The 23,296-nt window shown below is 70.3% G+C and carries 18 protein-coding genes and 2 pseudogenes; 6 read left to right on the top strand and 14 right to left on the bottom strand.

Going from position 1 to position 23,296, the window contains the following annotated elements; translation table 11 throughout:
- From BT364_RS30385 to BT364_RS42340, 4 genes are all read left to right on the top strand, one after another.
- A partial coding sequence (locus BT364_RS30385) for a phosphopantetheine-binding protein (protein ID WP_256260277.1) occupies positions 1-663 on the top strand: 663 nt, incomplete at its 5' end.
- Positions 664-708: 45 nt separating this feature from the next.
- On the top strand, positions 709-1,497 hold the full coding sequence (locus tag BT364_RS30380) for a thioesterase II family protein (protein ID WP_177328289.1): 789 nt from the start codon (positions 709-711) through the stop codon (positions 1,495-1,497).
- Positions 1,498-1,514: 17 nt separating this feature from the next.
- Positions 1,515-1,898 (top strand): nuclear transport factor 2 family protein, encoded by a 384-nt coding sequence (locus BT364_RS30375; RefSeq protein WP_072488449.1) that lies wholly within the window; start codon positions 1,515-1,517, stop codon positions 1,896-1,898.
- A gap of 16 nt (positions 1,899-1,914) precedes the next feature.
- Complete coding sequence (locus BT364_RS42340; protein WP_218172463.1) at positions 1,915-3,810, top strand: branched-chain amino acid aminotransferase; 1,896 nt, start codon at positions 1,915-1,917, stop codon at positions 3,808-3,810.
- A gap of 64 nt (positions 3,811-3,874) precedes the next feature.
- Here BT364_RS42340 and BT364_RS40435 read toward each other — a convergent pair.
- The 4 genes and pseudogenes from BT364_RS40435 to BT364_RS30350 form a co-directional block, all read right to left on the bottom strand.
- Positions 3,875-3,961: pseudogene (locus tag BT364_RS40435) on the bottom strand (IS5/IS1182 family transposase); the annotation flags it as partial.
- 36 nt (positions 3,962-3,997) lie between these two features.
- Positions 3,998-5,139, bottom strand: a pseudogene (locus BT364_RS30360) (sensor histidine kinase); the annotation flags it as partial.
- Entirely contained in the window at positions 5,136-5,450 is a 315-nt protein-coding gene (locus BT364_RS30355; protein WP_256260276.1) for a hypothetical protein, read from the bottom strand. The gene BT364_RS30355 and the pseudogene BT364_RS30360, both read right to left, overlap by 4 nt.
- A gap of 256 nt (positions 5,451-5,706) precedes the next feature.
- Positions 5,707-7,827 carry a DNA gyrase/topoisomerase IV subunit B gene (locus tag BT364_RS30350; protein ID WP_072488437.1) on the bottom strand — a complete coding sequence of 707 codons (2,121 nt, stop codon included), beginning with the start codon at positions 7,825-7,827 and terminating at the stop codon, positions 5,707-5,709.
- A 435-nt stretch (positions 7,828-8,262) separates the two neighbouring features.
- Between BT364_RS30350 and BT364_RS30345 the strand changes: the two genes are divergently transcribed.
- Positions 8,263-8,496: a DUF7455 domain-containing protein gene (locus tag BT364_RS30345; RefSeq protein ID WP_024489001.1), complete on the top strand. Its 234-nt coding sequence runs from the start codon at positions 8,263-8,265 to the stop codon at positions 8,494-8,496.
- Between the two features lie 102 nt (positions 8,497-8,598).
- Here the strand turns inward: BT364_RS30345 and BT364_RS30340 are convergent, their stop codons facing one another.
- From BT364_RS30340 to BT364_RS30310, 7 genes are all read right to left on the bottom strand, one after another.
- Positions 8,599-9,429, bottom strand: coding sequence for a S1 family peptidase (locus tag BT364_RS30340; protein ID WP_072488436.1), 831 nt, complete (start codon positions 9,427-9,429; stop codon positions 8,599-8,601).
- A 133-nt stretch (positions 9,430-9,562) separates the two neighbouring features.
- Positions 9,563-11,110: an RNA polymerase sigma factor gene (locus BT364_RS30335; protein ID WP_072488447.1), complete on the bottom strand. Its 1,548-nt coding sequence runs from the start codon at positions 11,108-11,110 to the stop codon at positions 9,563-9,565.
- Positions 11,111-11,434: 324 nt separating this feature from the next.
- On the bottom strand, positions 11,435-12,322 hold the full coding sequence (locus BT364_RS30330) for a FadR/GntR family transcriptional regulator (protein ID WP_177328288.1): 888 nt from the start codon (positions 12,320-12,322) through the stop codon (positions 11,435-11,437).
- A 124-nt stretch (positions 12,323-12,446) separates the two neighbouring features.
- Positions 12,447-14,297, bottom strand: a complete 1,851-nt coding sequence (locus tag BT364_RS30325) for an ABC transporter ATP-binding protein (RefSeq protein WP_072488434.1) — start codon at positions 14,295-14,297, stop codon at positions 12,447-12,449.
- 112 nt (positions 14,298-14,409) lie between these two features.
- Positions 14,410-15,174, bottom strand: a complete 765-nt coding sequence (locus BT364_RS30320) for an NUDIX hydrolase (protein WP_072488433.1) — start codon at positions 15,172-15,174, stop codon at positions 14,410-14,412.
- Positions 15,175-15,294: 120 nt separating this feature from the next.
- Positions 15,295-16,593 carry a DUF4192 domain-containing protein gene (locus tag BT364_RS30315; RefSeq protein WP_072488432.1) on the bottom strand — a complete coding sequence of 433 codons (1,299 nt, stop codon included), beginning with the start codon at positions 16,591-16,593 and terminating at the stop codon, positions 15,295-15,297.
- A 214-nt stretch (positions 16,594-16,807) separates the two neighbouring features.
- A complete protein-coding gene (locus BT364_RS30310; RefSeq protein ID WP_072488431.1) occupies positions 16,808-18,967 on the bottom strand; it encodes a RecQ family ATP-dependent DNA helicase in 2,160 nt (719 codons plus the stop codon).
- A gap of 369 nt (positions 18,968-19,336) precedes the next feature.
- Here BT364_RS30310 and BT364_RS30305 point away from each other — a divergent pair, with 369 nt between their 5' ends.
- Complete coding sequence (locus tag BT364_RS30305) at positions 19,337-19,966, top strand: hypothetical protein (protein ID WP_072488430.1); 630 nt, start codon at positions 19,337-19,339, stop codon at positions 19,964-19,966.
- A 64-nt stretch (positions 19,967-20,030) separates the two neighbouring features.
- On the opposite strand, the gene BT364_RS30300 is transcribed toward BT364_RS30305, so the two are convergent.
- From BT364_RS30300 to BT364_RS30290, 3 genes are all read right to left on the bottom strand, one after another.
- Positions 20,031-20,645 (bottom strand): hypothetical protein, encoded by a 615-nt coding sequence (locus BT364_RS30300; protein WP_072488429.1) that lies wholly within the window; start codon positions 20,643-20,645, stop codon positions 20,031-20,033.
- A gap of 60 nt (positions 20,646-20,705) precedes the next feature.
- A complete protein-coding gene (locus BT364_RS30295; protein WP_072488428.1) occupies positions 20,706-21,416 on the bottom strand; it encodes a ribonuclease HII in 711 nt (236 codons plus the stop codon).
- Positions 21,417-21,526: 110 nt separating this feature from the next.
- Positions 21,527-23,263 carry a DUF4153 domain-containing protein gene (locus BT364_RS30290; RefSeq protein ID WP_177328287.1) on the bottom strand — a complete coding sequence of 579 codons (1,737 nt, stop codon included), beginning with the start codon at positions 23,261-23,263 and terminating at the stop codon, positions 21,527-21,529.
- Between the last annotated feature and the right edge of the window lie 33 nt (positions 23,264-23,296).

Below are 23,296 nucleotides of genomic sequence, written 5' to 3'. Positions count from 1 at the left end.
GATCACCAGGTGAAGATCCGTGGTCAGCGTATCGAGCTGGGTGAGGTCGAGGCGGCGCTGCGCGGTGTCGACGGTGTGTCGGATGCGGTGGTGGTGGCCGTGCCGGATCATCTGGGTCAGACGCGTCTTGCCGGGTATGTCGCGGGCGGGGTGGACGCGATGGATGTTCGTACTGCCGTGGCTTCCGCTCTGCCGGATGCGATGGTCCCGTCGGCTGTCGTGGTCCTGGACGCGCTTCCGCTGACGCCGAACGGCAAGGTCGACCGGGCGGCGCTGCCGGCACCGGAGTTCGCGGACCATTCGGCATACATCGCGCCGGAGAGCGGGACGCAGCGGCAGGTCGCCGCGGTGTTCGCTGAGGTGTTGGGCGTTGAGCGGGTGGGTCTGGAGGACGATTTCTTCGCGCTTGGTGGGCATTCGCTGCTCGCCACCCAGCTCATGGCGCGTATCCGCGAGCACTTCCGCATCGACCTGCCGCTGCGCGCGCTGTTCGAGCACTCGGGGCTCCGTGATCTCGCCGCCGTGGTCGCCCGGGCCGAGGCCGAGCAGGCGACCGATTCCGACGTCTCGGAACTGGAGCAGCTGCTCTACGAGATCGAGGGGCTGTCGGATGTGGAGATCGAGGAGCGGCTGGCGCGCGGCGACGGCCCTCTCACGGCATGACGGACCACGCATGACGGATCACGTACGACATAGATGGGAGAGCACGTGGAACCCCAGTCTCAGTCCAAGCCACAGCTCGCGGCCGACCGCTGGTTCGCGACGGAGGCGACGGCACCGGACGCGGTGGCGCAGCTGTTCTGTCTGCCCCACGCTGGGGCGGGCGCCTCGACGTACCGGGACTGGCAGGCCCTGATCGGGGCGGACGTCGAGGTCGTTCCGGTGCAGCTGCCCGGCAGGGAGGCCAGGTTTGCCGAGCCGTTGGTCACCTCGGCCGCCGAGCTCGTCGGCGCGCTCGCCGGGCCGCTGCTGGAGCGGGCGGACAAGCCTTTCGCGCTGTTCGGCCACAGCATGGGGGCGCTGCTGGCCTACGAGCTGGCGCACGAACTGGTCCGCCTCGGACGACCGCCCGTGCACCTCGTAGTATCCGGGTACGTGGCGCCCCAGCTGCCGCGCCACCCCCTGGCCGGGCTGGTGCACAAGCTGCCGGACGACCGGGTCGTGCGGCACATCGAGGCCCTTCAGGGCACGGCTGGTGAGGTGCTGGAACACCCGGACCTGCTGCAGCTGCTGTTGCCAGTGATCAGGGCGGACTACGAACTGTGCGAGACACACCGATTCGTTGAGCGTCCGCCGCTGCCCGTACCCGTCACCGCGCTCGGCGGTACAGACGACCCGGGCGTGGGCGACGCGGCCCTGCAGGGGTGGCGGGAGCTGACGGCGGCCGACTTCGGTGCCGAGAGCTTCCCCGGGGGCCATTTCTTCCTGCACGAACAGCTCGACGAGGTCACTGGCATCGTCCGCGGTGTGACGTTGTCGGAGTCGTCACGTACATGACGAGGAGGACGAGGGACATGACGGTTTCTGACGGCGCGCCGAGCACCGGCGCGAGGGAACAGCGGATCCACCGCTACTACGAACTGGTGGACGCGGGTGACGTGTCCGGGCTCGTGGCGCTCTTCGACCCGGAGGCCGTCTACCGTCGCCCTGGTTACGACGCGCTGGTCGGTGCTGCTGAGTTGGAGCGCTTCTACCGGGAGCAGCGTGTTATCAGGGAGGGCCGGCACACGCTGTCCACGGCGCTGGTGCAGTGGGACGGCGCGGCCGTGCACGGCACGTTCGAAGGGGTGCTGCACGACGGGCGCGAGGTGTCGTTGCGCTTCGCGGACTTCTTCACCTTCTCCGACAGCGGGGCGTTCCGGAGCCGTGACACCTTCTTCTTCGCCCCATTGGTCTGAACGAGAAGAGTTGACCATGGCACAGAGCAGGAGCACCGCCGCCGGGCCGGCCAAGGTCGGTTTCGGTGAGCGGTTCACGGACCACATGGTCACACTCACGTGGAGTGCGGATGGTGGCTGGGCCGACCGGCCGGAGGTCCTGCCGTACGGTGATCTGTCGTTCAACCCGGCGATGGCCGGGCTGCACTACGGCCAGGTGGTGTTCGAGGGACTGAAGGCGCACCGGCAGCGGGACGGGGCGCTCGGTACGTTCCGGCCCGACGCCCATGCGCGCCGCTTCCAGCAGTCCGCACGGCGCCTGGCCATGCCCGAGCTGCCCGAGGGCCTGTTCCTGGAGGCCGTGGACGCGCTCGTGGCTGCGGACGGTGGGCTGCTGCCGGCCGACGACCCCCATCTGAGCCTGTACCTGCGGCCGGTGCTGTTCGCCACGGAGCCGTGCCTGGCGCTGCGTCCGGCGCGAGAGTACATGTTCCTGCTGATCGCCTTCGTGACGGGTGGTTTCTTCTCCGACCAGCCGGACCCGGTGTCGGTGCTGATCAGCCGGGACTTCTCGCGGGCCGCGCCGGGCGGTACGGGCCAGGCCAAGTGCGCCGGGAACTACGCGGGCGCGTTCCTCGCCCAGCAGGCGGCAGCCGAGGCGGGGTGTCAGCAGGTCGTGTGGCTCGACCCGGTGGAGCGGTGCTGGATCGAGGAGATGGGCGGGATGAACCTCTTCTTCGTGCGCGGTTCGGGTCCGTCGGCCGAAGTGGTGACTCCCCCGCTCACCGGGACGCTCCTCCCGGGTGTCACCCGGGATTCCTTGCTCACCCTCATGGCCGAAAACGGCCACGCCGTCCGCGAGGAGCGGGTTTCCGTGGAACAGTGGCGGGCGCAGAGCGATGCGGGTGTCATCACCGAGACATTCGCGTGCGGTACCGCGGCGCTGGTGACACCCGTCGGCGAGGTGCGCGATGGCCAGGAGGGCTGGGTGATCGGTGGCGGAAAGCCGGGCAGGGTGACCATGGCGGTACGTGAGGCGCTCACAGCCCTCCACCACGACCATACGCGTGACACGCACGGGTGGGTGCGCCGCCACGGAACCTCCCCGCGCCGTCCCACGTTTGTCGCTCACTATCCGATGTACCCGAACCGGCAGAAGGAAGGTAAAGCGCACATGGTGCTGCTCTCTCATGACATGGCGGGGACCGGTGACACGGTCGTCCTGCTGCACTCCTCGGCGTGCGACCGGCGCATGTGGGACCCGCAGTGGCAGACGCTGCTGGACGCGGGGTACCGCGTGGTGCGCTGTGACTTCCGGGGTTATGGGGAGACGCCCGTGCCGGACCGGCCGAACAACGACGCGGACGACGTACGCGAGCTGCTGGACGCGCTGGGCATCGAGCGGGCGGCCGTCGTCGGCTCCTCCTATGGCGGCCGGGTGGCCCTGGAGTTCGCGGCCCGCTGGCCGGGCCGGGTGAGCGCGCTGGCCCTGCTGTCTGCGGGCTCGCCTCACCATGAGCCCACCGAGGAGCTCGACGCGTTCGACGCGGAGGAAGAGGCTCTGGTCGACGCGGACGACCTGGACGGCGCGGTCGAACTCAACGTACGAACGTGGCTGGGACCGGAGGCCGACGACGAGGTGCGCGAGAAGGTACGGACCATGCAGCGCCGCGCCTATGAGGTACAGCTCGCCGCGGAGGAGGAGTTCGACCAGCTGGAGGCGGACTGCGAGCTGTCGGCGATCGAGGCGCGGACCCTGATCGTGGCGGGCAAGAACGACTTGGACTACTTCCAGCAGGTTGCCACCGACCTGGCCGATCGCCTCGCCGACGCCCGGCTCGTACAGCTGCCGTGGGGCGGGCACCTGCCGAGTCTGGAGCGGCCCGACGAGACCGCCGCGCTCCTCAAGGATTTCCTGGACGCGTCCTCCTGACCGCGCGCTGAGCCGTCGGTCCTGCCCGCCCTCTGAGGAGGGCGGGCAGGAGCTTCAGCGTTTGGCGTTCGATGGTCCAGCGGTGCCGGCCCAGGCGTTGGCTGGAGTCCCTGCCCTTGCGTGCGATCCGGGGCGTGATGCCACGGCCGCGTCGGGACCGGATCGGCGGTATGCCCTGCACCAGTGGGATGAGGCCCTCAAGGCTGCCGGGGCCGGCCTCCAGCGTCCCGCCCATCAGCTCGGCCCGTTCCCTCATCCCCAGCAGACCGTATCCGGAGCCGCTGCCGGACAGCTCGCCCTCGGGTCTGCGTCCCCCCGAGTCGCTGACCTCCAGGGCGACTTCGTCCGGCAGATACTCCAGCCGCACCAGAACCCTGGCCCCCGGTGCGTGCTTGCGCACATTGGTCAGGGCCTCCTGCGCCACCCTCCGACCGTCTGCGAAGCCTCTGCGGTCAGCGTCCGCCGCTCCCCCGCCACACTGACCTGCGTCGGCTCCGCGGCCATCAGCTGCCGCAGGAAGTCCTCCACCTGGGAGACCTCGCCCCGGAGCGCGGAAAGTGCCTGGCGGGTCTCCGCGAGCCCCTCACGCGCCATGGAACGCGCGGCCACGACCCGCTCCAGCACCTGGTCCCTGAACTCCCCCGCGGGCTCCCGCTCGATGAGGAGCCGCGCCGCCTCCAGATGCACCAGCTGGGCGGAGAGGCTGTGGGCGAGCACATCGTGTATCTCCCGCGCGATCCTGGCCCGCTCGTTCAGGGCGGCCGTCTCGGCCTCCGCCGCGCGGGCCGCCCGCTCCTGCGCGAGGAGCCGCTGGGCGTTGCCCCTCGCCTCGGCATCCAGCCGGAGCACATAGCCGGCCAACGAGAGACCCGCTGTGGACATGGCGGTGGAGAACCAGCCGTCGGTGTTGACGGCGGCGTACGCGCCGAGTGCGACGGCTGTGGCCGGGAGGCCCGCCGTGAGCGGCAACCGCTCCGGTGCGGCGACCGCGCTGCCGCACCACAGGATCAGCGCGGGCAGATCGGCACCGGCCTGTTGCGCCCCGAACGCCGCCAGCATCAGCAGGGCCAGCAGTCCGAGCGACGGCCACAGCCGGTGCTCCAGGCTGGTCCGGAAGAAGGCCCATGCGGCGAACGCACAGCCCAGTACGCCCACCAGCCCGAGCACGATCTCCCAGGGCCCGAACCGGCCGCCGCTGAATGTGCCCCAGAGCATGGCGGTGAGCAGCGCCGCCCGGACGGACCAGGTGATCACCCTTCGCGGACGGGTGCGGCTGGTCCCCGACAGGGCTTCCCGGGACGGCCAGCTGGTCCAGGTCGTACGCGTCACACGCGGTCCTTCCACGCCGGCCGCGGCATCATCCCGCCGACGGAGCCACCGTACGCCGGGTCCATCCGCCCGGCCCGCCACATCAGCACGCCGCCGCACGCCGCCAGCGTCACCGCAAGGACCGACAGAAGGGCAGCGCTGCCCTGGTCCATGCCCATCAGCGCGGCAGCCCCGTAGAGGGCGGCTCGCAGCACCAGTCCCCCTGCCCAGACGAAGACGGTGGCCTTGGTGCCCTTGCCCCGCAGCGAGCCGTCCGCCTCGCGCCACAGCCGGGTGGTCCAGCCCCAGCCTGCGCCCGTCACGAGTCCCACCGCCGGCTCCGCGCCCAGGACCGCCGTGGACAGCGTCTGTCGTCCGAGATCTGCCGTGCCGAGCACTGGCGGACGACAACGCCAGTGATCACTGCGCCGAGCACCAGGACGTTGACGAGTCCTGACATGGCTGCCTCCGATGTGCGGGAAGGTTGAACGCCTTCGACGCTACGGAAACGGCCTTGTCAGGACATCGGCTCACGGGTTGATCGCGGGTGGAGAAGCCGTCTCCACCCGCGGGTGGAGACGGCTTCGCTCAGACGTCGATGCGCGAGCGGTCCAGGGTGGCGGCAGAGCTGGTGATGAACTCCTTGCGCGGCGCCACCTCGTTGCCCATCAGCAGATCGAAGACCTGCTCGGACGCTTCCAGGTCGCCGATGTTGATCCTTCGCAGGGTGCGGTGGCGCGGATCCATCGTGGTTTCCGCCAGTTGGTCGGCGTCCATCTCGCCCAGGCCCTTGTAGCGCTGGATCGAGTCCTTGTACCGGATGTTCTTCCGCTGGAGCTCCAGCAGCCGCTGACGCAGCTCGTTGTCCGAGTACGTGTAGATGTACTTGTCCTGGCCCTTCTTCGGCTGGACCAGCTCGATCCGGTGGAGCGGGGGCACCGCGGCGAAGACCCGGCCCGCCTCGACCATGGGCCGCATGTACCGCTGGAAGAGCGTCAGCAGCAGAACGCGGATGTGCGCGCCGTCGACATCGGCGTCCACCAGCAGGACGATCTTCCCGTAGCGGGCGGCGTCGATGTCGAAGGTCCGCCCGGACCCGGCTCCTATGACCTGGATGATCGCGCCGCACTCGGCGTTCTTCAGCATGTCCGAGACGGATGCCTTCTGGACGTTGAGGATCTTGCCCCGGATCGGCAGCAGCGCCTGGAACTCGCTGTTCCGGGCGAGCTTCGCCGTACCGAGCGCGGAGTCGCCCTCGACGATGAAGAGTTCGCTGCGGTCCACGTCGTCGCTGCGGCAGTCGGCGAGCTTCGCCGGCAGCGAGGAGGACTCCAGCGCCGTCTTGCGGCGCTGCGCGTCCTTGTGCTGGCGGGCCGCGATGCGGGTCCGCGCGGCCGCGACGGCCTTGTCCAGGACCGCCCTGGCCTGGGCCTTCGCGTCACGCTTCGTCGAGGTCAGGAACGCCTTGAGTTCCTTGGCCACGACGTTGGCGACGATCCGGTTGGCCGCCGAGGTGCCGAGCACCTCCTTGGTCTGGCCCTCGAACTGCGGCTCAGCCAGTCGCACGGTGACCACCGCGGTGAGGCCCTCCAGCGCGTCGTCCTTGACGATGTCGTCCTCGGCGACGCGGAGCAGCTTGGCGGAACGCAGCGCCTCGTTGACCGTCTTGGTCACGGAGCGCTCGAATCCGGTCACGTGCGTGCCGCCCTTGGGGGTGGCGATGATGTTGACGAAGGACTTCAGATTGGTGTCGTATCCCGTGCCCCAGCGCAGGGCGATGTCGACCGCGAGCTCACGCGTGACCTCGGTCGCCGTCATGTGACCGCGCTCGTCCAGGACCGGCACGGTCTCCTTGAAGGTGCCCTGGCCGGTCAGGCGCAGGACGTCGCAGACCGCCTTGTCCTGAGCGAGGTACTCGCAGAATTCACTGATCCCGCCGTCGAAGTGGAAGGTCTCCTCGGTCTTGCCCTCTCCGTCGAGCCCGCGTTCGTCACGGACGACGATCGTGAGGCCGGGAACGAGGAAGGCGGTCTGGCGCGCCCGCTGATGGAGCGTCTCCAGGTTGAGCTTGGCGTCCTTGAGGAAGATCTGCCGGTCCGCCCAGTAACGCACCCTGGTGCCGGTGCGCGTCTTGGGTACCCGCTTGCCCTTGAGCAGGCCGTTGGCCGGGTCGAACGGGCTGTCCGGCCCCTGCTCGGTGAAGATCCCCGGGACTCCGCGCCGGAAGCTGATCGAGTGCGTCGCACTGCTGCGGTCGACCTCGACGTCGAGCCGGGCGGAGAGCGCGTTGACGACGGAGGCGCCCACGCCGTGCAGGCCGCCCGACGCGGCGTACGAGCCGCCGCCGAACTTTCCGCCGGCGTGCAGCTTGGTCATCACGACCTCGACGCCGGACAGGCCCGTCTTGGGCTCGACATCGACGGGGATGCCTCGCCCGTTGTCCCGGACCTCCACGGAGTTGTCGTCGTGGAGGATGACCTCGATGTGATCGCAGTAACCGCCCAGAGCCTCGTCGACGGAGTTGTCGATGATCTCCCAGAGGCAGTGCATGAGGCCACGGCTGTCGGTGGACCCGATGTACATCCCGGGGCGCTTGCGAACCGCTTCGAGCCCCTCGAGTACGAGCAGATGCCGCGCGGTGTAGTTGGAGCCGTCTCGGTCTGCTCCGGTCAGCAGCGCAGTGGACGGCACGGACGTATCGGCGGTCACGCGGTTCGCTCCTCGCTGAATTTCATTTGGGGCCCGGTGGGTAACGGGCTCGGCTTCGGTCGCCGCTGAGAGGGTACCGAGGCCTGGTAGAGCGGTTGTAACGCCACCCTTCAACAACCCTCACACTAGTCCAGCCTCGCATACACGTTCGATCCCTCGTAGGAGTGACGCGAACATCACGTTCCCTTCCAGGCATGAACCATTTAGGCTCCGGGCACGTCCTCATGAACAAACCGGCAAGCCAGCCGGGAGGATCCCACCAAGACAAGCAATGCGAAACCGTAGCGCTACGCAATACGGCACATTCGCCGCCAACCGGCAACAGACAGCCATCTCGAGAAGAAGTTTCGAAGAAAAGCCACGAGCGGGAACGTTTTCGGCCTGGTTGGATGTTGACCCTGGTACGACAGCTCGTCGAGCTAGAGAAGAGGCGACGTGACTACTGTTCTGACCCCCGCGAGCCCGCTGACCGCAGCAGACCGCTGCGACCGTTGCGGCGCCCAGGCATATCTGCGCGTCGTCCTGATCAGCGGCGGTGAACTGCTCTTCTGCGCCCACCACGGTCGCAAGTTCGAGCCGGAACTCAAGAAGATCGCCGCGGAAATACAGGATGAGACGGACCGGCTCACGGCTGTGCAGGCCCAAGCCGCCGAAGAGGAACAACACTGACACCTCGCGTCCACGACGAGCAGGGGCCAGGTCCCGGACCGGCCGACGGGCGGCTCCCCAGAGGGGGAGCCGCCCGTTCTCGTACCTGCGCGGTGATGCCGTTCAGCCGACTTCCGGCATCCAGCCGATCGCGGCGGAGATCCGCGTGTACACCCCGGGGCTGCCTGCCTTGGCGCAGCCATTCCCCCAGGAGACCAGCCCGATGAGGCGCCCACGGGCCACCAGCGGCCCGCCGCTGTCGCCTTGGCATGCGTCGTACCCGCCCAGCAGTTCGCCCGCGCAGAGCATCGCTGCGGCGTCGTACGTGCCGTTTCTGCCACCTGGGTAGGCCTGCGCGCACGCGGCGTCCGGCAGAACGCTCACTTTCGCGGACCGCAGCGACGACGCGTAGTCGTTGTTGCCCGTCGTGTCACCCCACCCATAGACGACTGCGTCGGTGCCCGGTGCGTACGCCGCGTCGCCGGATTCGGCCATCGGGATCGCGCTCTTCTCGGGGAGCGCTTCGGCGAGAGTGAGCACGGCCAGGTCCCCCGCGTTCGTGATGGGGTCGAACCCCGGATTGGTCCACGTCCCCCGTACCGCGATCTCCTTCCCCCCGGTCCCGAGCAGGGCGTCGCGGCCCGTGATGACGCGCAGATCGCGCACGCTGCCGACATCGACGCCGAGCGCCGCCCTGCTCAGGCAGTGCGCAGCGGTCAGCACCTTCTTCGGCTCCACCACGACTCCGCCACAGAACTGGCCGGCGCGGGATCCTCCGAACCGGTCACGGCTGGACAGTGCCACAACCCAGGGGCTGTCCTTGACGTGTGCGGGCTGACCGCCGATGACGACGCCGTCCTCGGCCGCCCGGGCGGGAGATCCGAGCGGTATCAGGGCTGTGGCGGCAACCAGGGCCAGCGCCCCGGTCACGGCGCGGAAGACGGTACGGGACATGCGCGCTCCTGACTCTGTGGTGAACCATTCCCACCCAGAGTCATCCCGCCGGTCGCCGACCGCACGCGTTGATAGGCCGAGGGCCCGGCTCCCCCATGGGGATCCGGGCCCTCGGTCCGCTTACTCCTGCGACCTAGTCGAGGTAGTCGCGCAGCACCTGCGAACGCGACGGGTGGCGCAGCTTCGACATGGTCTTCGACTCGATCTGACGAATGCGCTCACGCGTCACGCCGTAGACCTTGCCGATCTCGTCCAGGGTCTTCGGCTGGCCGTCGGTGAGGCCGAAGCGCATCGAGACCACGCCCGCCTCACGCTCGGAGAGCGTGTCGAGCACCGAGTGCAGCTGCTCCTGGAGGAGCGTGAAGCTGACCGCGTCGGCCGGGACGACCGCCTCGGAGTCCTCGATCAGGTCACCGAACTCGCTGTCCCCGTCCTCACCCAGCGGGGTGTGGAGGGAGATCGGCTCACGACCGTACTTCTGGACCTCGATGACCTTCTCGGGGGTCATGTCGAGTTCCTTGGCCAGCTCCTCCGGCGTGGGCTCACGGCCCAGGTCCTGGAGCATCTGGCGCTGCACGCGCGCGAGCTTGTTGATGACCTCGACCATGTGCACCGGGATACGGATGGTGCGGGCCTGGTCGGCCATGGCGCGGGTGATCGCCTGACGAATCCACCAGGTGGCGTACGTGGAGAACTTGTAGCCCTTGGTGTAGTCGAACTTCTCGACCGCACGGATCAGACCGAGGTTGCCCTCCTGGATGAGGTCCAGGAAGAGCATGCCGCGGCCGGTGTAGCGCTTGGCCAGCGACACCACCAGACGGAGGTTGGCCTCCAGCAGGTGGTTCTTGGCGCGGCGGCCGTCCTCGGCGATGATCTCCAGCTCGCGCTTGAGCTTCGGGGCGAGCTTGTCGGAGTTCGCCAGCTTGTCCTCGGCGAACAGACCGGCCTCGATCCGCTTGGCGAGCTCGACCTCCTGCTCGGCGTTGAGAAGGGGAACCTTGCCGATCTGCTTCAGGTAGTCCTTGACCGGGTCGGCGGTGGCGCCGGCGACGGCGACCTGCTGCGCAGGTGCGTCGTCCTCGTCGTCGTCGGAGAGGACGAAGCCCTTGTTCTCGCCCTCGCCCTCCTCTTCCTCGCCCTTGCCGGCCTTGACTTCCTCGACCGCCTCGTCGCCGTCGAGGAGCTCGTCGTCCTGCTTTCCGGACTTCTTCGTTGCTGTCTTCTTGGCCGCCGTCTTCTTCACGGCGGTCTTCTTGGCAGCCGTCTTCTTGGCTGCTGCCTTCTTCGCCGGGCCGGCCGTGGCAGCATCGTCAGCCACCACGCCCACGGTCTCTGCCGACGGGGCGGCAGTGGCCGCGACCGTCCTGGTCACGGTTGTCTTGGCCGCGACAGTCTTGGTGGCGGTGCGCTTGACCGGGCTCTTCGCTGCGACGCTCTTGCGGGCACGTTTGGACGGCTCCGCGGCACTGACCATCAGCGTCACACCCTCTTCCTCGAGGATCTGGTTGAGGCTGCGCAGAACATTCTTCCACTGGGTTGGCGGAATCTGGTCAGCCTCGAAGGCCCGACGCACGTCATCGCCGGCGATCTGCCCATCAGCCTTTCCCCGCTCGATGAGCGCCATCACAGACTCGGACTCGGCGATCTCCGGCGGGAGCGTACGGGATGTGCTGGCCGACACGAACAACCTCTCGGAACGATGGAAACGGCTTCCGGCCCGGCCCCGGAAAGGGGTTGAGCCGACGACCGCCGGTCTGGGAATGTACCGACGGCGCGGGTGTCGCCTCAGAACTGCACAGCGCACTCAATGGCTGCTGTATTCCTTCCGCGGCGGTCACCTCTTAAGTCATCGCACTGTTTCGAGGAGTGTTACGCCCAATCCGCGTGGCCCGAGTCACACCTCATTTGCGACGAACATGACCAAGGGTACAGAAGCCCCGCAACCGTGCCGCCGGACCGTGACGGCCCGGCGGCACACGGTTCGCACACCGTGGCCGTGCTGTGCTCAGTGCTCGCGGGGCGCGGGCACCACATGCTCCACCTCGGGGTGGACGACGAGCAGTTGACGCATGGCCGCCTCGGCACCCGCCGCGTCGCCGGACGCAAGGGCATCGACGATCCGGGCGTGATGGCCGAGGGATGCCTCACTGGGGCGGTCACAGCCCGTGACCGGGCCGCCCGAGACCTGAAGGGCCGCGGAAACGATGCCGGAGAGGTGCTCCAGCATGCGGTTGCCGGCCGCCTGGATGAGCAGGGAGTGGAACTCCGCATCGGCCCGGGAGCAGGTGATCGTGTCCCCCTGCCCGACCGCGTGCCCCATGATCTCCACCATGTCGCCGAGGCGCTGCTGAATGTCCTCACGACCGTGGCCTGCGGCGAGACGCGCAGCAAGGGGCTCGATCGTCCACCGGAGCTCTCCGAGCTCGCGACGCTGGTCCTCGCGCTGAGGACCGAAGGCGCGCCATTCGATGATGTCTGGATCCAGCAGGTTCCAGTCACTGACGGGGCGGACCCGGGTACCCACGTTGGGCCGGGCGCTGACCAGGCCTTTGGCCTCAAGAACACGCAGCGATTCGCGTACGACGGTGCGGGAGACCTCGAAACGCTGACCGATCTCTTCCGGCACGAGGGGACGGTCGGCGCCCAGGTCGCCCGAAACGATCATCTGACCCAGCTGCTGAACGAGTTGGCCGTGGAGGCCGCGGCCCCTACTGGCCGAGCCCCGCCGGCTCACCCGGCCGAGGTCGACGTCGGAGCCCTCCCAGGAGCGAAGAGCGGCACGCTCGCCGGCCGGCGCCTCCGCATACGGGTAGCGATCGAGTTCACCCGGGCCGGCGAGGCCGGAATCGGCGGAGCGGGCGGCGGTCATCATGGTGTGCGCAAGGGTACTCACGCATCCTTTGTCGGCGCGGCTCACTCGGCTCTTGAGGTCTTTGGTGAAAAGCACACGAAAGGGTGATCGGCGTCAGCCCCCCAATTGACGCTTTACTGGTATAAACCAGGCATTTTCAAAGAGATTACATGGCCTGTCCCGATCCGGCGGCCCTCCGAGGCCACCAACGGGGCCTGCCGAGAAGGCCGGTGAACAGATAGGCGATGACCAGGACCGAGAGCGACAACACCAACGCGGCCCCCACCGGATGCGCCACGACGCCCACGGCGAGCGCCACCCATCGGTCCGTCTCGTGCGGCCAGCGCGGCCACATCAGCTCGCGGAGCCTGGCCGGAAAGCCGGTGACCGGACGGGAGCCCGGTGCCGTCAGCACCAGCTGGACGAGCGGTACGACGAGTACGGGAACGGCAAGCACCGCGGCGACACCGGCCGTCGTCACCCTGAAGACTCCGGCGGCCAGGAGGCCCGCCCAGGCGCAGCCCACGGTCAGCGCCACCCAACTCACACCCAGGGAAACCAGGTTCGGCGGGACATGCATCCAGTCGTGGCCGTACACGAGGCGAAGGGTTCCGGCAGAGGCCAGCACGACGGCCGGAGCGAGCACCGCGGCGACACCCGCGGATACCACCAGCTTGGCCAGAAGCAGCCCCAGACGGCGGGGAACGGTGCCTCGGCCCGCGGCAAGGGCGGGATAGCGGAATTCGTCACCGAACGACAGGGCGCCGAGCAGCCCGGCCCCGACCGCCGCGGGCGGCAGCGGCAGCAGCGACGGCCAGGCCGCCAGTACCTTCGGCAACGAAGCATGACCGGTGCGGGCGAGGAGCACAGAGAGTCCGACGGAGACGACCAGAACAGCGGCCATGATCAAGGTTGTTGTTCTGACGCCGAGCAGGCGGCGCAGTTCGTACCGCAGCGGATGAAGCGGGCCGGGGGCCGGGTGGCGGCGGATGGGCGGTGCCGGTTCCGGGACCGACGCCCGCGCGACCGGTCGCGGATCGCACGATCCCGTGTGGCCGTCAGGCCCTGCGGGATCTGGAAGGCGCGGGGAATTTGCCGGGCCTCCGGGCTCCGTGGGGTCCGTGCTTTCTCCGGGTGCGGTGGAGCCGGTGTCGCCGACCTCGTCGGCCAGTTGGTGCACCGGGAGCCCGTGCCGGAACGCGATGTCACCGATCTCCGCGCAGGTGGAGCCGTACACGGCGAGGCGGCCACCGGTCTCGGCGACCACCTCGACCGAGCGCCGGGCCGCTCGGGCCTCGCGGCTGACTACTGCCGCGAGGCGAGCCGCGTGCGGGGTCCGGACCGCGACCCGGGGGCGGAGGCGGGTCCGCGAGAAGTCACCGGCGTCCTGGTCCGCGACCAGGCGACCGCCGTCGATGGTGACCACACGGTCGGCGGCGCGCGCGGCCTCCTTGGGGTCCGCAGTGGTGTACAGAACGGTCCCGCCCCGGGCCGCATGGGCCCGCAGCAGCCCGTGCAGCCAACCACCCTCGCGCGGCGCGAGGCCTTCTGCCGGATCGTCGAGGACGAGCGTGTGGGGATCACCGAGCAGCGCCGAGGCAAGGGCGAGCCGCCGGTCCATGCCGAGCGAGAGTGCGCCGATGCGCTGGTCCCCGAGCCCGGCGAGACCAACGAGCTCGAGCAGTTCATCAGCCCGCGCCGAGGGTACGCCCGCGGCGGCGCCGAGCATCCGGAGCTGACCGCGAGCGGTACGGGCGGGGTGCCCCGGTACGTCTCCGAGCAGCACACCCACCTCACGCGCGGGGTGCGGGATCCGGTGTATCGGTCTGCCCCGGAAGTAGGCGACCCCCCGCCCCGGGTCCAGTTCGAGCATGAGGCGGAGGGCTGCGGTCTTGCCCGAGCCGGAGTCACCCAGCAGTGCGGTGACCTGGCCGGGCCGGGCTTCGAAGGTGAGATCGTCCACGGCGGCCGGAAGACCGCGGCGGGGGGCGCTGGTGAGTCCGATGGCCTGGAGCATCGCTTCTCTCGCGGAAGGTATGACCGCTCGGCGGCAGGGTAGGTACCGCAGAAAGATAACGTGACATATCCGACTTTTTGCGCAGCATCGACCCCTTGGGCGTTCCGCGAGGTCAGACTTCCGGCCTCAGCATCGGAGGGTTGAGCACGGTGGCCGCACCGGCCCGGAAGAGCTGGGCCGGGCGTCCGCCCTGGCGGGTGGTCGTGCCGCCGGTGGGCACCAGGAAGCCGGGGGTGCCGGTGACCTTGCGATGGAAGTTCCGCGGGTCGAGAACCACTCCCCACACTGCCTCGTACACCCTCCGGAGCTCGCCGACCGTGAACGCCGGCGGACAGAAGGCAGTGGCCAGGGAGGAGTATTCGATTTTGGAACGGGCACGTTCGACACCGTCGGCGAGGATCTGCGCATGGTCGAAGGCCAGTGGGGCCTGGTCCTCACCATCGTGGCCGAAGCTCCCCTCCGCCCCGAGCAGATCGTCGACGGGCGCCCATCGCGCGCTGTTCGCATCGCCGCCCGCACGTGGGGCCGGCAGATCGGGCGCCAGGGCGAGATGGGCGACGCTGACGACCCGCATCCGCGGGTCACGACCGGGATCGCCGTAGGTGGCGAGCTGTTCGAGATGGGCGCCGTTCCCGATCGCCGGGGCCGCCGGGTCCTGGGCGCACAGGCCGGTCTCCTCGACCAGCTCGCGCGCTGCTGCGGCTCCGAGGTCCTCATCGGCTTTGACGAACCCGCCGGGCAGCGCCCATCGCCCCTGGAACGGTGGCTCACCACGGCGTACCACCAGCGCGCAGAGCGCATGGCGGCGCACCGTGAGCACGACCAGGTCGACGGTGACAGCGAAGGGCGGGAAGGTCGACGGGTCGTAGGGCGGCATGCGGTGATCATAGTCGTCTGCCTGACGATAAACACTCCCTTCGCCATGCTCTTCCAGGAGCCGTTCGCCGCCTTTTCGCTTGTCGTGTCTCCCGCCCTCCGTAGCGACGGGGCATGCGGGTCATCCCTCGCCACCTGATGCACGCCGGCCGGGGGCGGCCTGCCCGGACCGACGCCGGCTGGCCGACGATTCGGGACGAGCGCGGCCGGACGGGGCCTTCTTCCGGCGGGTGGCGGTCGGCCGCGCCGTGCGGGGTCGCGTGCTGCGGTCCGGCCGGTGGCCGCGCCGCCCCGTTCGTGCGCTGCGCTCCCCGCGCAGGCAGCGGCGCAGGGTCTCCGGGTCGAGGCCCTGGTTGCACGCCTCGTGAAGAAGCTGGGCAAAGGTGTAGTCGGGATCCGCCCGCAGAGCGAGGCCCAGGGCAACCCGTGCGCCCGGTTCATCGCCCGTCGACCACGAGACCCATCCGGCCAGGGTCAGTGGCGCCGCAGCATGCTCCTCGTACGGTGCCACGCAACGACGGGACAGTGCGCGCCAGAGTCGCAACGCCGAATCGGCTTCCGGGCCTTCCATCCATTCCGCGGCCCGGTCGCGGGTCTCCCGGTCCTGGAGGCCGAGGATCACAGCTGCTGCCTCGTCATGGCTGATCAGCCGGTCGTCATTGATGTCCGAGATGGAGGGCGCCCCCGTCGGCGCCTCCCTGAGGCGTTTCATGAGCCGCCGGGCGAGGTCCAAGGTCTCTCGGGCCACATCCTCTCGTCCCTCTTCGTCGAGGAGCCTGGGCAGCAACTCGGCACCCGCCGAGTCGAGTGCGCGTTGCTGGCCTGTCGTCGCCGAGGTCTTCAGCGGTGCGAGCCTCGCCTCCATCTCCCGCAGCGATCCGCGTACTTGGATGCCCGCGTACGCGGCGGCGGCCGCCATCACCGAAGTGCCGGGCATGGCCATCCGGTTCCCCTCCGCCGGGCAGCAGCGCCCGTCCGGGCAGCAGTAGGACCAGTACCGGCCGTCAGAGATGCAGAGCGCTTCGAGCACCGGTACGTCCAGGGCGCCGCAGGCCGTACGCAGACGCTGGGCGAACGGCCGCAGCCGCTCCATGATCTGACTGCCGGATTCGCCCTCGGCGGGATCCTGGCAGAGGAAGATGACGATCGCGTCAGGACGCTCCCCACGCCGCTCGCTCCCCTTGATCAGGCACTCGGCGAGCTGCTCGGCGACGGGCGCCCATTCCTGCGGCGCCTGCGGGATGCCGAGCCTGAGCCGGCCGCCGAAGCGCCCCCTGCCGCCGTGCAGGGCGACCATGATCACGCTGTCGTTCGGGTGGAACCCCATCAGATACGGGAGGGCATCGGCGAGTTCGGCAGGGCCTCGCAGGGTGATCTGCTGCTCGTCGGCCGGACCGGTGGATTCGTGGTGCTGGTTCATGGCATGACCGTCCCGCGGGCGGCCGGATTCCGCGACCCCTGTGGATAACTTTGTCCACAGGGGCGCGGGATCGTTGGCGCTCCGCCGTGACCATCGGGTTGCATGGAGGCATGTCCGTCGTCGACGGGCGCCGGGCCCGGATCGGCGACCGTGGTGCGGTCCGCTCACGGGTGCTCGGCGCGAGCCGGCCGTCGCGGCACGGGCACGAACGATCTCAGCCTGCTGCGGCGAGGACCAGCGGAAGAACCTGTTCGCTGCCTGCCTGCCGGAGCAGGCGGGCGGCGACGGCGAGGGTCCAGCCGGAATCGGTGCAGTCGTCCACGAGCAGAACGGGGCCAGGGGTGTCGGCCAGGGCGCCGGCCAGGTCCTCGGGGACGGCGAACGCTCCGGAGAGCGCCCTGAGGCGTTGGGCGGAGTTGCTGCGCCGGGCCGCGTGCGCACCGCTCGGCCCGGTGTACGTCAGGGTGCCGAGGAAGGGGAGGCGGCCGACGGTCGCGATTCCCTGGGCGAGGGAGCCGACCAGTTGCGGGCGGGTCAGGGACGGTACGGCGACGACTCCTACCGGCCGGGCGGAGGCGTCCGGGGCATTCGGTGCCCAGCCGCCCGGGGAGCGCGCCCAGTCGGCGAGGACCGCCACCGCGGCCCGCAGGACATCGTCCGGTACCGGACCGTCGGGTGCGTTGTCGGCCAGCAGCGGGCGCAGTCGGTTGCCCCAGCCGATGTCCGAGAGCCGCCCCAGGGCACGCCCGGTGGAGCACTGCTCCTTGGCCGGGATACGGCCCTTGAGGTCGATGCCCAGTGCGGGCATCCCCGTCGGCCACATGCGGCGCGGCTCGACCTCCACCCCGGGCCGGTCCAGTTCCTTCGTCGCGCCCGTCAGCGTCTCGGCGGAAACGGCCGTGTCGGCCCAGGCCCCCGCACAGTTGTCACAGCGGCCGCACGGGGCCGCCCCCTCGTCGTCCAGCTGCCGGCGCAGGAACTCCATCCGGCACTGGGCCGTGCTCGCGTAGTCCCGCATGGCCTGCTGCTCGGCTGCCCGCTGCCGCGCGACCCACGCGTAGCGTTCGGCGTCGTACGCCCACTCGGCGCCCGTGGCCGTCCAGCCGCCCTTGACCCGCTTGACCGCGCCGTCGACGTCCAGCACCTTCAGCATCGACTCCAGACGGGTGCGCCGAAGGTCCACCGCCGCCTCCAGAGCCGGCACGGACAGCGGCCGTCCCGCACTCGCGAGGGCGGAGAGGGTCTGCCGGACCTGTGCCTCGGGCGGGAAGGCAGTATCGGCGAAGTAGCGCCAGATGGCCTCGTCCTCCTTGCCCGGCAGCAGCAGCACATCGGCGTGCGCCACCCCGCGCCCCGCGCGCCCCACCTGCTGGTAGTAGGCGATCGGCGAGGACGGCGAGCCGAGGTGGACCACGAAGCCCAGGTCCGGCTTGTCGAAGCCCATGCCCAGAGCCGAGGTCGCGACCAGTGCCTTGACCCGGTTCTCCTGCAGGTCGACCTCGGCCTGCAGCCGGTCGGCGTTCTCCGTCCTTCCGGTGTACGAGGCGACGCGGAAGCCGCGCTGCCGCAGGAAGGCTGTGGCCTCCTCCGCCGCGGCGACGGTGAGGGTGTAGATGATCCCGGAGCCCGGCAGCTCGTCCAGGTGCTCGGCGAGCCAGGCCAGCCGGTGCGGGGCGTCCGGCAGCCGGACGACGCCCAGCCGCAGGCTCTCCCGCTCCAGCGGACCGCGCAGCACCAGGGCCTCGCCGGCACCGGTGCCCAGCTGATCGGCCACGTCCGCGGTGACCCGCGCGTTCGCCGTCGCGGTGGTGGCCAGCACCGGCACGCCGGGGGCGAGCTCGGCGAGCATCGCCCGCAACCGGCGGTAGTCGGGCCGGAAGTCATGCCCCCAGTCGGAGATGCAGTGCGCCTCGTCCACCACCAGCAGACCCGTGGTGGCCGCGAGCTTGGGCAGCACCTGATCGCGGAAGTCCACGGAGTTGAGACGCTCCGGACTCACGAGGAGGACATCGGTCTCGCCGCGCTCGACCTCCTCGTAGATGGTCTCCCACTCCTCCGGGTTGGCCGAGTTGATGGTGCGCGCCCGGATACCGGCCCGCGCCGCCGACTCGACCTGGTTACGCATCAGCGCCAGTAGCGGCGAAACGATCACCGTGGGCCCTGAGCCACGCCGACGCAGCAGAGCGGTGGCGACGAAGTACACCGCCGACTTGCCCCAGCCCGTGCGCTGCACCACCAGCGCCCGTCGACGCTCCTCCACCAGGGCCGCCACCGCCTGCCACTGGTCCTCCCGGAGCCGCGCCGAACCTCCCGGGCCGCCGACGAGCTCGGCGAGGATGGCATCGGCTTCGGCGCGGAGCTCCAGGTTGTCCATGCCTCCATGCAACCCGATGGCACTGACAATCGGCGAATCCACTTCACAGGACACACGCGCGTCGGCCGGGCGCCGGGCGGTGGCAGCGGGCCTGAAGCGGCCGACCGGGGCGGACGGGGTGTTTTCGCTGGTCCTCGTCGTTCGGGCGGGGCAGGAGGCGTCGTCCGGGCATGGCGTGGGCAGGGATATCAGAGTCATTCCGGCTGATTCCCGTCAGCCGCGCCAATTGCTCGTTGCCGCCCGCCGATACGCCAGGAAGAATTGGACTCGCTCCCCGCACAGTCCCTTTCGCGGCCCGGAAGGACTGTGCCCCGGTGCGCCCTCACTCGGCCCTGCCCGCACCATGGGCGCGTATGCGAAGGGAGGATCGTGACCTTCGGATTCGCTCCGTCCACAGCCACTTCGATATCTACGTCCGCCGACTCGGCCAACCGTCTCGCCAGGATGCTCGAACCGGCCGAGTGGGCCGAAGCGGGCATACCGTTGCTGCGCAGCCCCCGCGAGGTCGTCAGCGGCCTGCACGCACGGCACAGGCCGACCCCGTCGACCGCTGTGGTCGCCGTGCTCGACCATGAGGAGCGCCTCACGGCCAGCGCCTCGTTCGCCCGCCGCTCCACGGCCGCGGACGGCTGGGAGTTCCGCAACGCGCTGCTGGCGCACCTGCGCCGGGTCATCCCGCACGATCTCCGCCGCCGCACGCCGGTCCGTACCGCGGTGCTTCTCTACTGCCGTGAGGGCGACGAGCGTTGGACGGAGGAGGACGGAGCGTGGATGTGGGGCCTGCGGGACGCATGCACACTGCACGGCCTGCGGTGCGGCGCGTACATCACGCTGACCCGGGGCGGTTGGCAGGTGCTGGGCGAGGGCCGGGGCGGTCGGCGTCCCAGCTCCACGTCACGGCCGTCCGCCCTCGCCGACACCTCGCTCGGCCCGGATCCGGCTCCGTTGCGCTCCGGCGGCGGCGCGGCGCAGCCGCTGCGGCGCACCGCGGCCCGCTGACCGTGGCCACGGACCCGGCCGCCCTGTCGGGCAGCCGGGCCGTCACGGTGCTGTGTCCTGCGGGTCAGACGCCGGCACCGAGCACCGCGTTGATCCGCTGCGGGTCCCCGCACACGATCAGCAGTGCTCCGGCGCGTTCCCGCGCCCCGGTCAGCGCGTCGGCGACGGCCTCACCACCGTTGACGGCGACGATCACCACCGGACGGGCGTTCACCCGGTCCGCGGCCGCGGCACCGGCGAAGAAGACATCGTCGCCGGACTCGTGCTGCGCCCAGTAGGCGGCCTCTCCGAAGGAGAGTTCGTGCGCGGCCCACGGGTGCTGCTCGCCGGTGGTGAGCACCAGGATGTCGCCCGGTGCGCGGCCGGAGTCGAGCAGCAGGTCCACAGCTTCGTCGGCGGCGTCGAGTGCGCCGGCTGCCGAGGCGGGGATCAGCTGGATCTGCGGTGCGGAACGATTCTCCGGCCGGTCCGTCCGGGGACGGTCAGAGGCGGGGTGCGGGCGCTGCGCCGGGGGCGCGGGCCTCGCGGGGCCGGGCCCGGGGCGACCGGGACGCGGCGTGGCCGCTGAACGCGGACCGGGTACAGGACGGGGGGTCGGCGCGGTGCGGCCTGCGGCCGGAGTGACGCGGGGACCCTGGGCGCTCTCGTGAATCTGAGGCTCCTCGGGGATGAGAGGCATGGGTGGTTGTCTATCAAACGCCGGCGCTCGGGGCGTCGGCGGGTGGGTACTTGTGCGCGATCAGAAGTCGAAGCCGAGCTGGCCCCCGCTTTCCAGTGCAGCCGCCTCGGCGGAGATGCGGACCTTCTTGAGGTGCTGCCACTTGGGCAGCGCGTCGAGATAGGACCACGAAAGCCGGTGGTGGGGTGTCGGCCCCCACTCCTCCAGCGCGGCCCTGTGTACGGGCGACGGGTAACCGGCGTTGGCCCCGAAGGCGAAATCGGCGTACTTCCCGGAATCCGCGCCCAGTTCGGCCATCATCGTGTCCCGGTGGACCTTCGCGATCACCGAGGCGGCCGCGACCGGGATACAGGACTGATCGCCCTTGATCACCGTACGGACCTGCCAGGGACGGCCCAGGTAGTCGTGCTTGCCGTCGAGGATCACCGCGTCCGGCCGGACCGGCAGGGCTTCGAGGGCGCGGACGGCGGCGAGGCGCAGCGCGGCCGTCATCCCCAGCTCGTCGATCTCCTGCGCGGAGGCGTCGCCGAGACCGAACGCGGTGACCCAGCGCTCCAGCAACGGCGCGAGCTCCGCGCGGCGTTTGGGGCTGATCAGCTTGGAGTCGGTGAGTCCGGCGGGAGGTCTGCGGAGGCCGGTGACGGCCGCGCACACGGTGACCGGTCCCGCCCACGCTCCGCGTCCGACCTCATCGACACCGGCGACGGTCTTGGCACCGGTGGTAGCGCGCAGTGAGCGCTCGACGGTGTGCGTGGGTGGTTCGTACGGCATGGCGCCTGTCAGCGTACGCCGATGGGGGCGCCCGCGACACCCCGGGGCGCCCGTCGGCCGTCCCGGACCCGTTCATGCCCCACCGGCCGCACGCGCGCGGCCCGGACCGGTCAGTACGGGTCGTACGGATCGCTCTCGTCACCGTCACGAGAGCTGCCCCCGACACCCGTGCGCGACGACCGCGCACAGGACTGCGCCGCGTCCTCCGGACTCCGTTTCCGCAGAATGTCCCGGGCCCGCGCCTCGCCCCAGCTGGTGGCGTACCAGGGGGCGTCGTCGGAGCGCAGTGACCGTTCGATGTCCCTGAGGGTGCAGGAACGCAGCGGCTCGGGCAGCGTGTCCAGGGCCGGTACGGCGTCGGCGGAGAGGCCCCGGAGGTAGTCGATGTCGATCGACTGGTTGTCGCGGTACCGCTGCACGTTCTGCTCCGCGATCAGCCCGTCGGGCGAGGCCAGTCCGAACGCGAGGACGCCGACGGCCGCGCTCGCGGCCACGGCCCGCGGCAGCAGGCGGGCACCGAACACTCCGGCGGCCATGATCAGGACAAGCACCACGCCCAGCCAGAGTTCCACCGCGGCCACGGATATCCGCAGCCGCGTCAGACCGTACGCGTCGACGTAGAGGTCCATCCGCCTCAGCGCGGAGGCCACGACGATCAGGGTGAGCAGGCACAGCACGCCGAGCACGGTCCGAACGAGGGTGCGGTCGCTCCCTCGCCCGCGCGGGGCCCAGCGCAGGGCGAGCGCGATCACCAGCAGCGTGAGGAGTGTGGCCCAGAGAAGCTGCCAGAAACCCTGCCGGGCGTATGCGGAGTAGCTGAGATCGGTCTCGGCCATCACCTTGTCGTAGCCACCGAGCAGCACAGTGAGCTGGACGGCGATGAAGACGGCGAACAGCAGGTTCAGCACGACGAGCGGAAGGGCCCACTCCAGTCGCCCGCGGGGCTTTCCCCGGCGAACGGTGAGGCCGTCCCAGCGCACCGGAGCGGCCGCGGCGTACGCGGCGGCGAGCGCGCCGACCAGGCCGGTCAGGAAGAGGAGGAATCGCCACGGGCTGCCGCTGACCGACACATCGGGCATCAGGCTGCCGAGCACGTCGGCGAAAGCGGCATCGGCGCTCGCGAACAGCGCCCCGAACACGATCAGCAGGACGACCGCCACCGCGGCGCTGCGGAGAACACCACCCAGCCGGCCGCGGGACCCCGACATCCGCGCGCGCACGCCCCGTCCGCCCCAGGCAAGACCGTCGGCGATGGCGCTGAACAGACCCAGCGAACCCAGGAACACCCCGAGCCAGCTGCGGCTGCCGTGCAGGGCGAGCGAGCCCAGCGCGACCGCCGACACGACGGCCAGGAAGACGGGCCACCCTGCGTCCCGGAGGGCCGGGACGGCGAGGAGCGCCAGTCCGCCGACCGCCCAGAAGGCCGTCCACGGGCGGAGGCGGCGACCGGTGGTCCGCGCGGCGAAAAAGGCCCCGAGCGTCGCGGGTGCCGCGACGATCAGCGCGTTCAGGCCGAGACCGTCGCCCAGCAACAGGCCGCTCAGTATCGCCGTGACGATGACGCAGCAGAGCGTCGCACCAGGGATGGCGGCCGGCGCAGCTGCCGGGCGCAGCGTCGACAGTGCGGAGGCCTGGGGACTGCTCCGCCTCCAAGGATCGGCCGGCTGCCGGTGCCCACCCCGTTGTGCGTATCCCGGCACTTTCGGCGGCTCGGGAACGGTGCCCCCGGGCTCCGGCGGCGGAGCCTTCGACAGTGCGGGCTGCTCGGGCGTTCCAGCCTGCCCCGACGGCTCGGACGGCTCGGGAGCATCGGCCGGCCGGGGCGTTTCTGACGTGTGATCGGACATGGGACCCCTCCCCCACCGAGGGCCGCGCACACC

The sequence above is a fragment of the Streptomyces atratus genome (genome assembly GCF_900119365.1).
Classification (GTDB): domain Bacteria; phylum Actinomycetota; class Actinomycetes; order Streptomycetales; family Streptomycetaceae; genus Streptomyces; species Streptomyces atratus_B.
This window is presented reverse-complemented; position numbering and strand designations above follow the sequence as displayed.

Excerpts from the sequence above, each read along its gene's own strand:
- BT364_RS30375 (WP_072488449.1), top strand. The coding sequence starts at position 1,515 with ATGACGGTTTCTGACGGCGCGCCGAGCACCGGCGCGAGGGAACAGCGG.
- BT364_RS42340 (WP_218172463.1), top strand. The coding sequence starts at position 1,915 with ATGGCACAGAGCAGGAGCACCGCCGCCGGGCCGGCCAAGGTCGGTTTC.
- BT364_RS30340 (WP_072488436.1), bottom strand. The coding sequence starts at position 9,429 with ATGTCCCGTACCGTCTTCCGCGCCGTGACCGGGGCGCTGGCCCTGGTT.
- BT364_RS30325 (WP_072488434.1), bottom strand. The coding sequence starts at position 14,297 with ATGCTCCAGGCCATCGGACTCACCAGCGCCCCCCGCCGCGGTCTTCCG.
- BT364_RS30320 (WP_072488433.1), bottom strand. The coding sequence starts at position 15,174 with ATGCCGCCCTACGACCCGTCGACCTTCCCGCCCTTCGCTGTCACCGTC.
- BT364_RS30315 (WP_072488432.1), bottom strand. The coding sequence starts at position 16,593 with ATGAACCAGCACCACGAATCCACCGGTCCGGCCGACGAGCAGCAGATC.
- BT364_RS30310 (WP_072488431.1), bottom strand. The coding sequence starts at position 18,967 with ATGGACAACCTGGAGCTCCGCGCCGAAGCCGATGCCATCCTCGCCGAG.
- BT364_RS30300 (WP_072488429.1), bottom strand. The coding sequence starts at position 20,645 with ATGCCTCTCATCCCCGAGGAGCCTCAGATTCACGAGAGCGCCCAGGGT.
- BT364_RS30295 (WP_072488428.1), bottom strand. The coding sequence starts at position 21,416 with ATGCCGTACGAACCACCCACGCACACCGTCGAGCGCTCACTGCGCGCT.
- BT364_RS30290 (WP_177328287.1), bottom strand. The coding sequence starts at position 23,263 with ATGTCCGATCACACGTCAGAAACGCCCCGGCCGGCCGATGCTCCCGAG.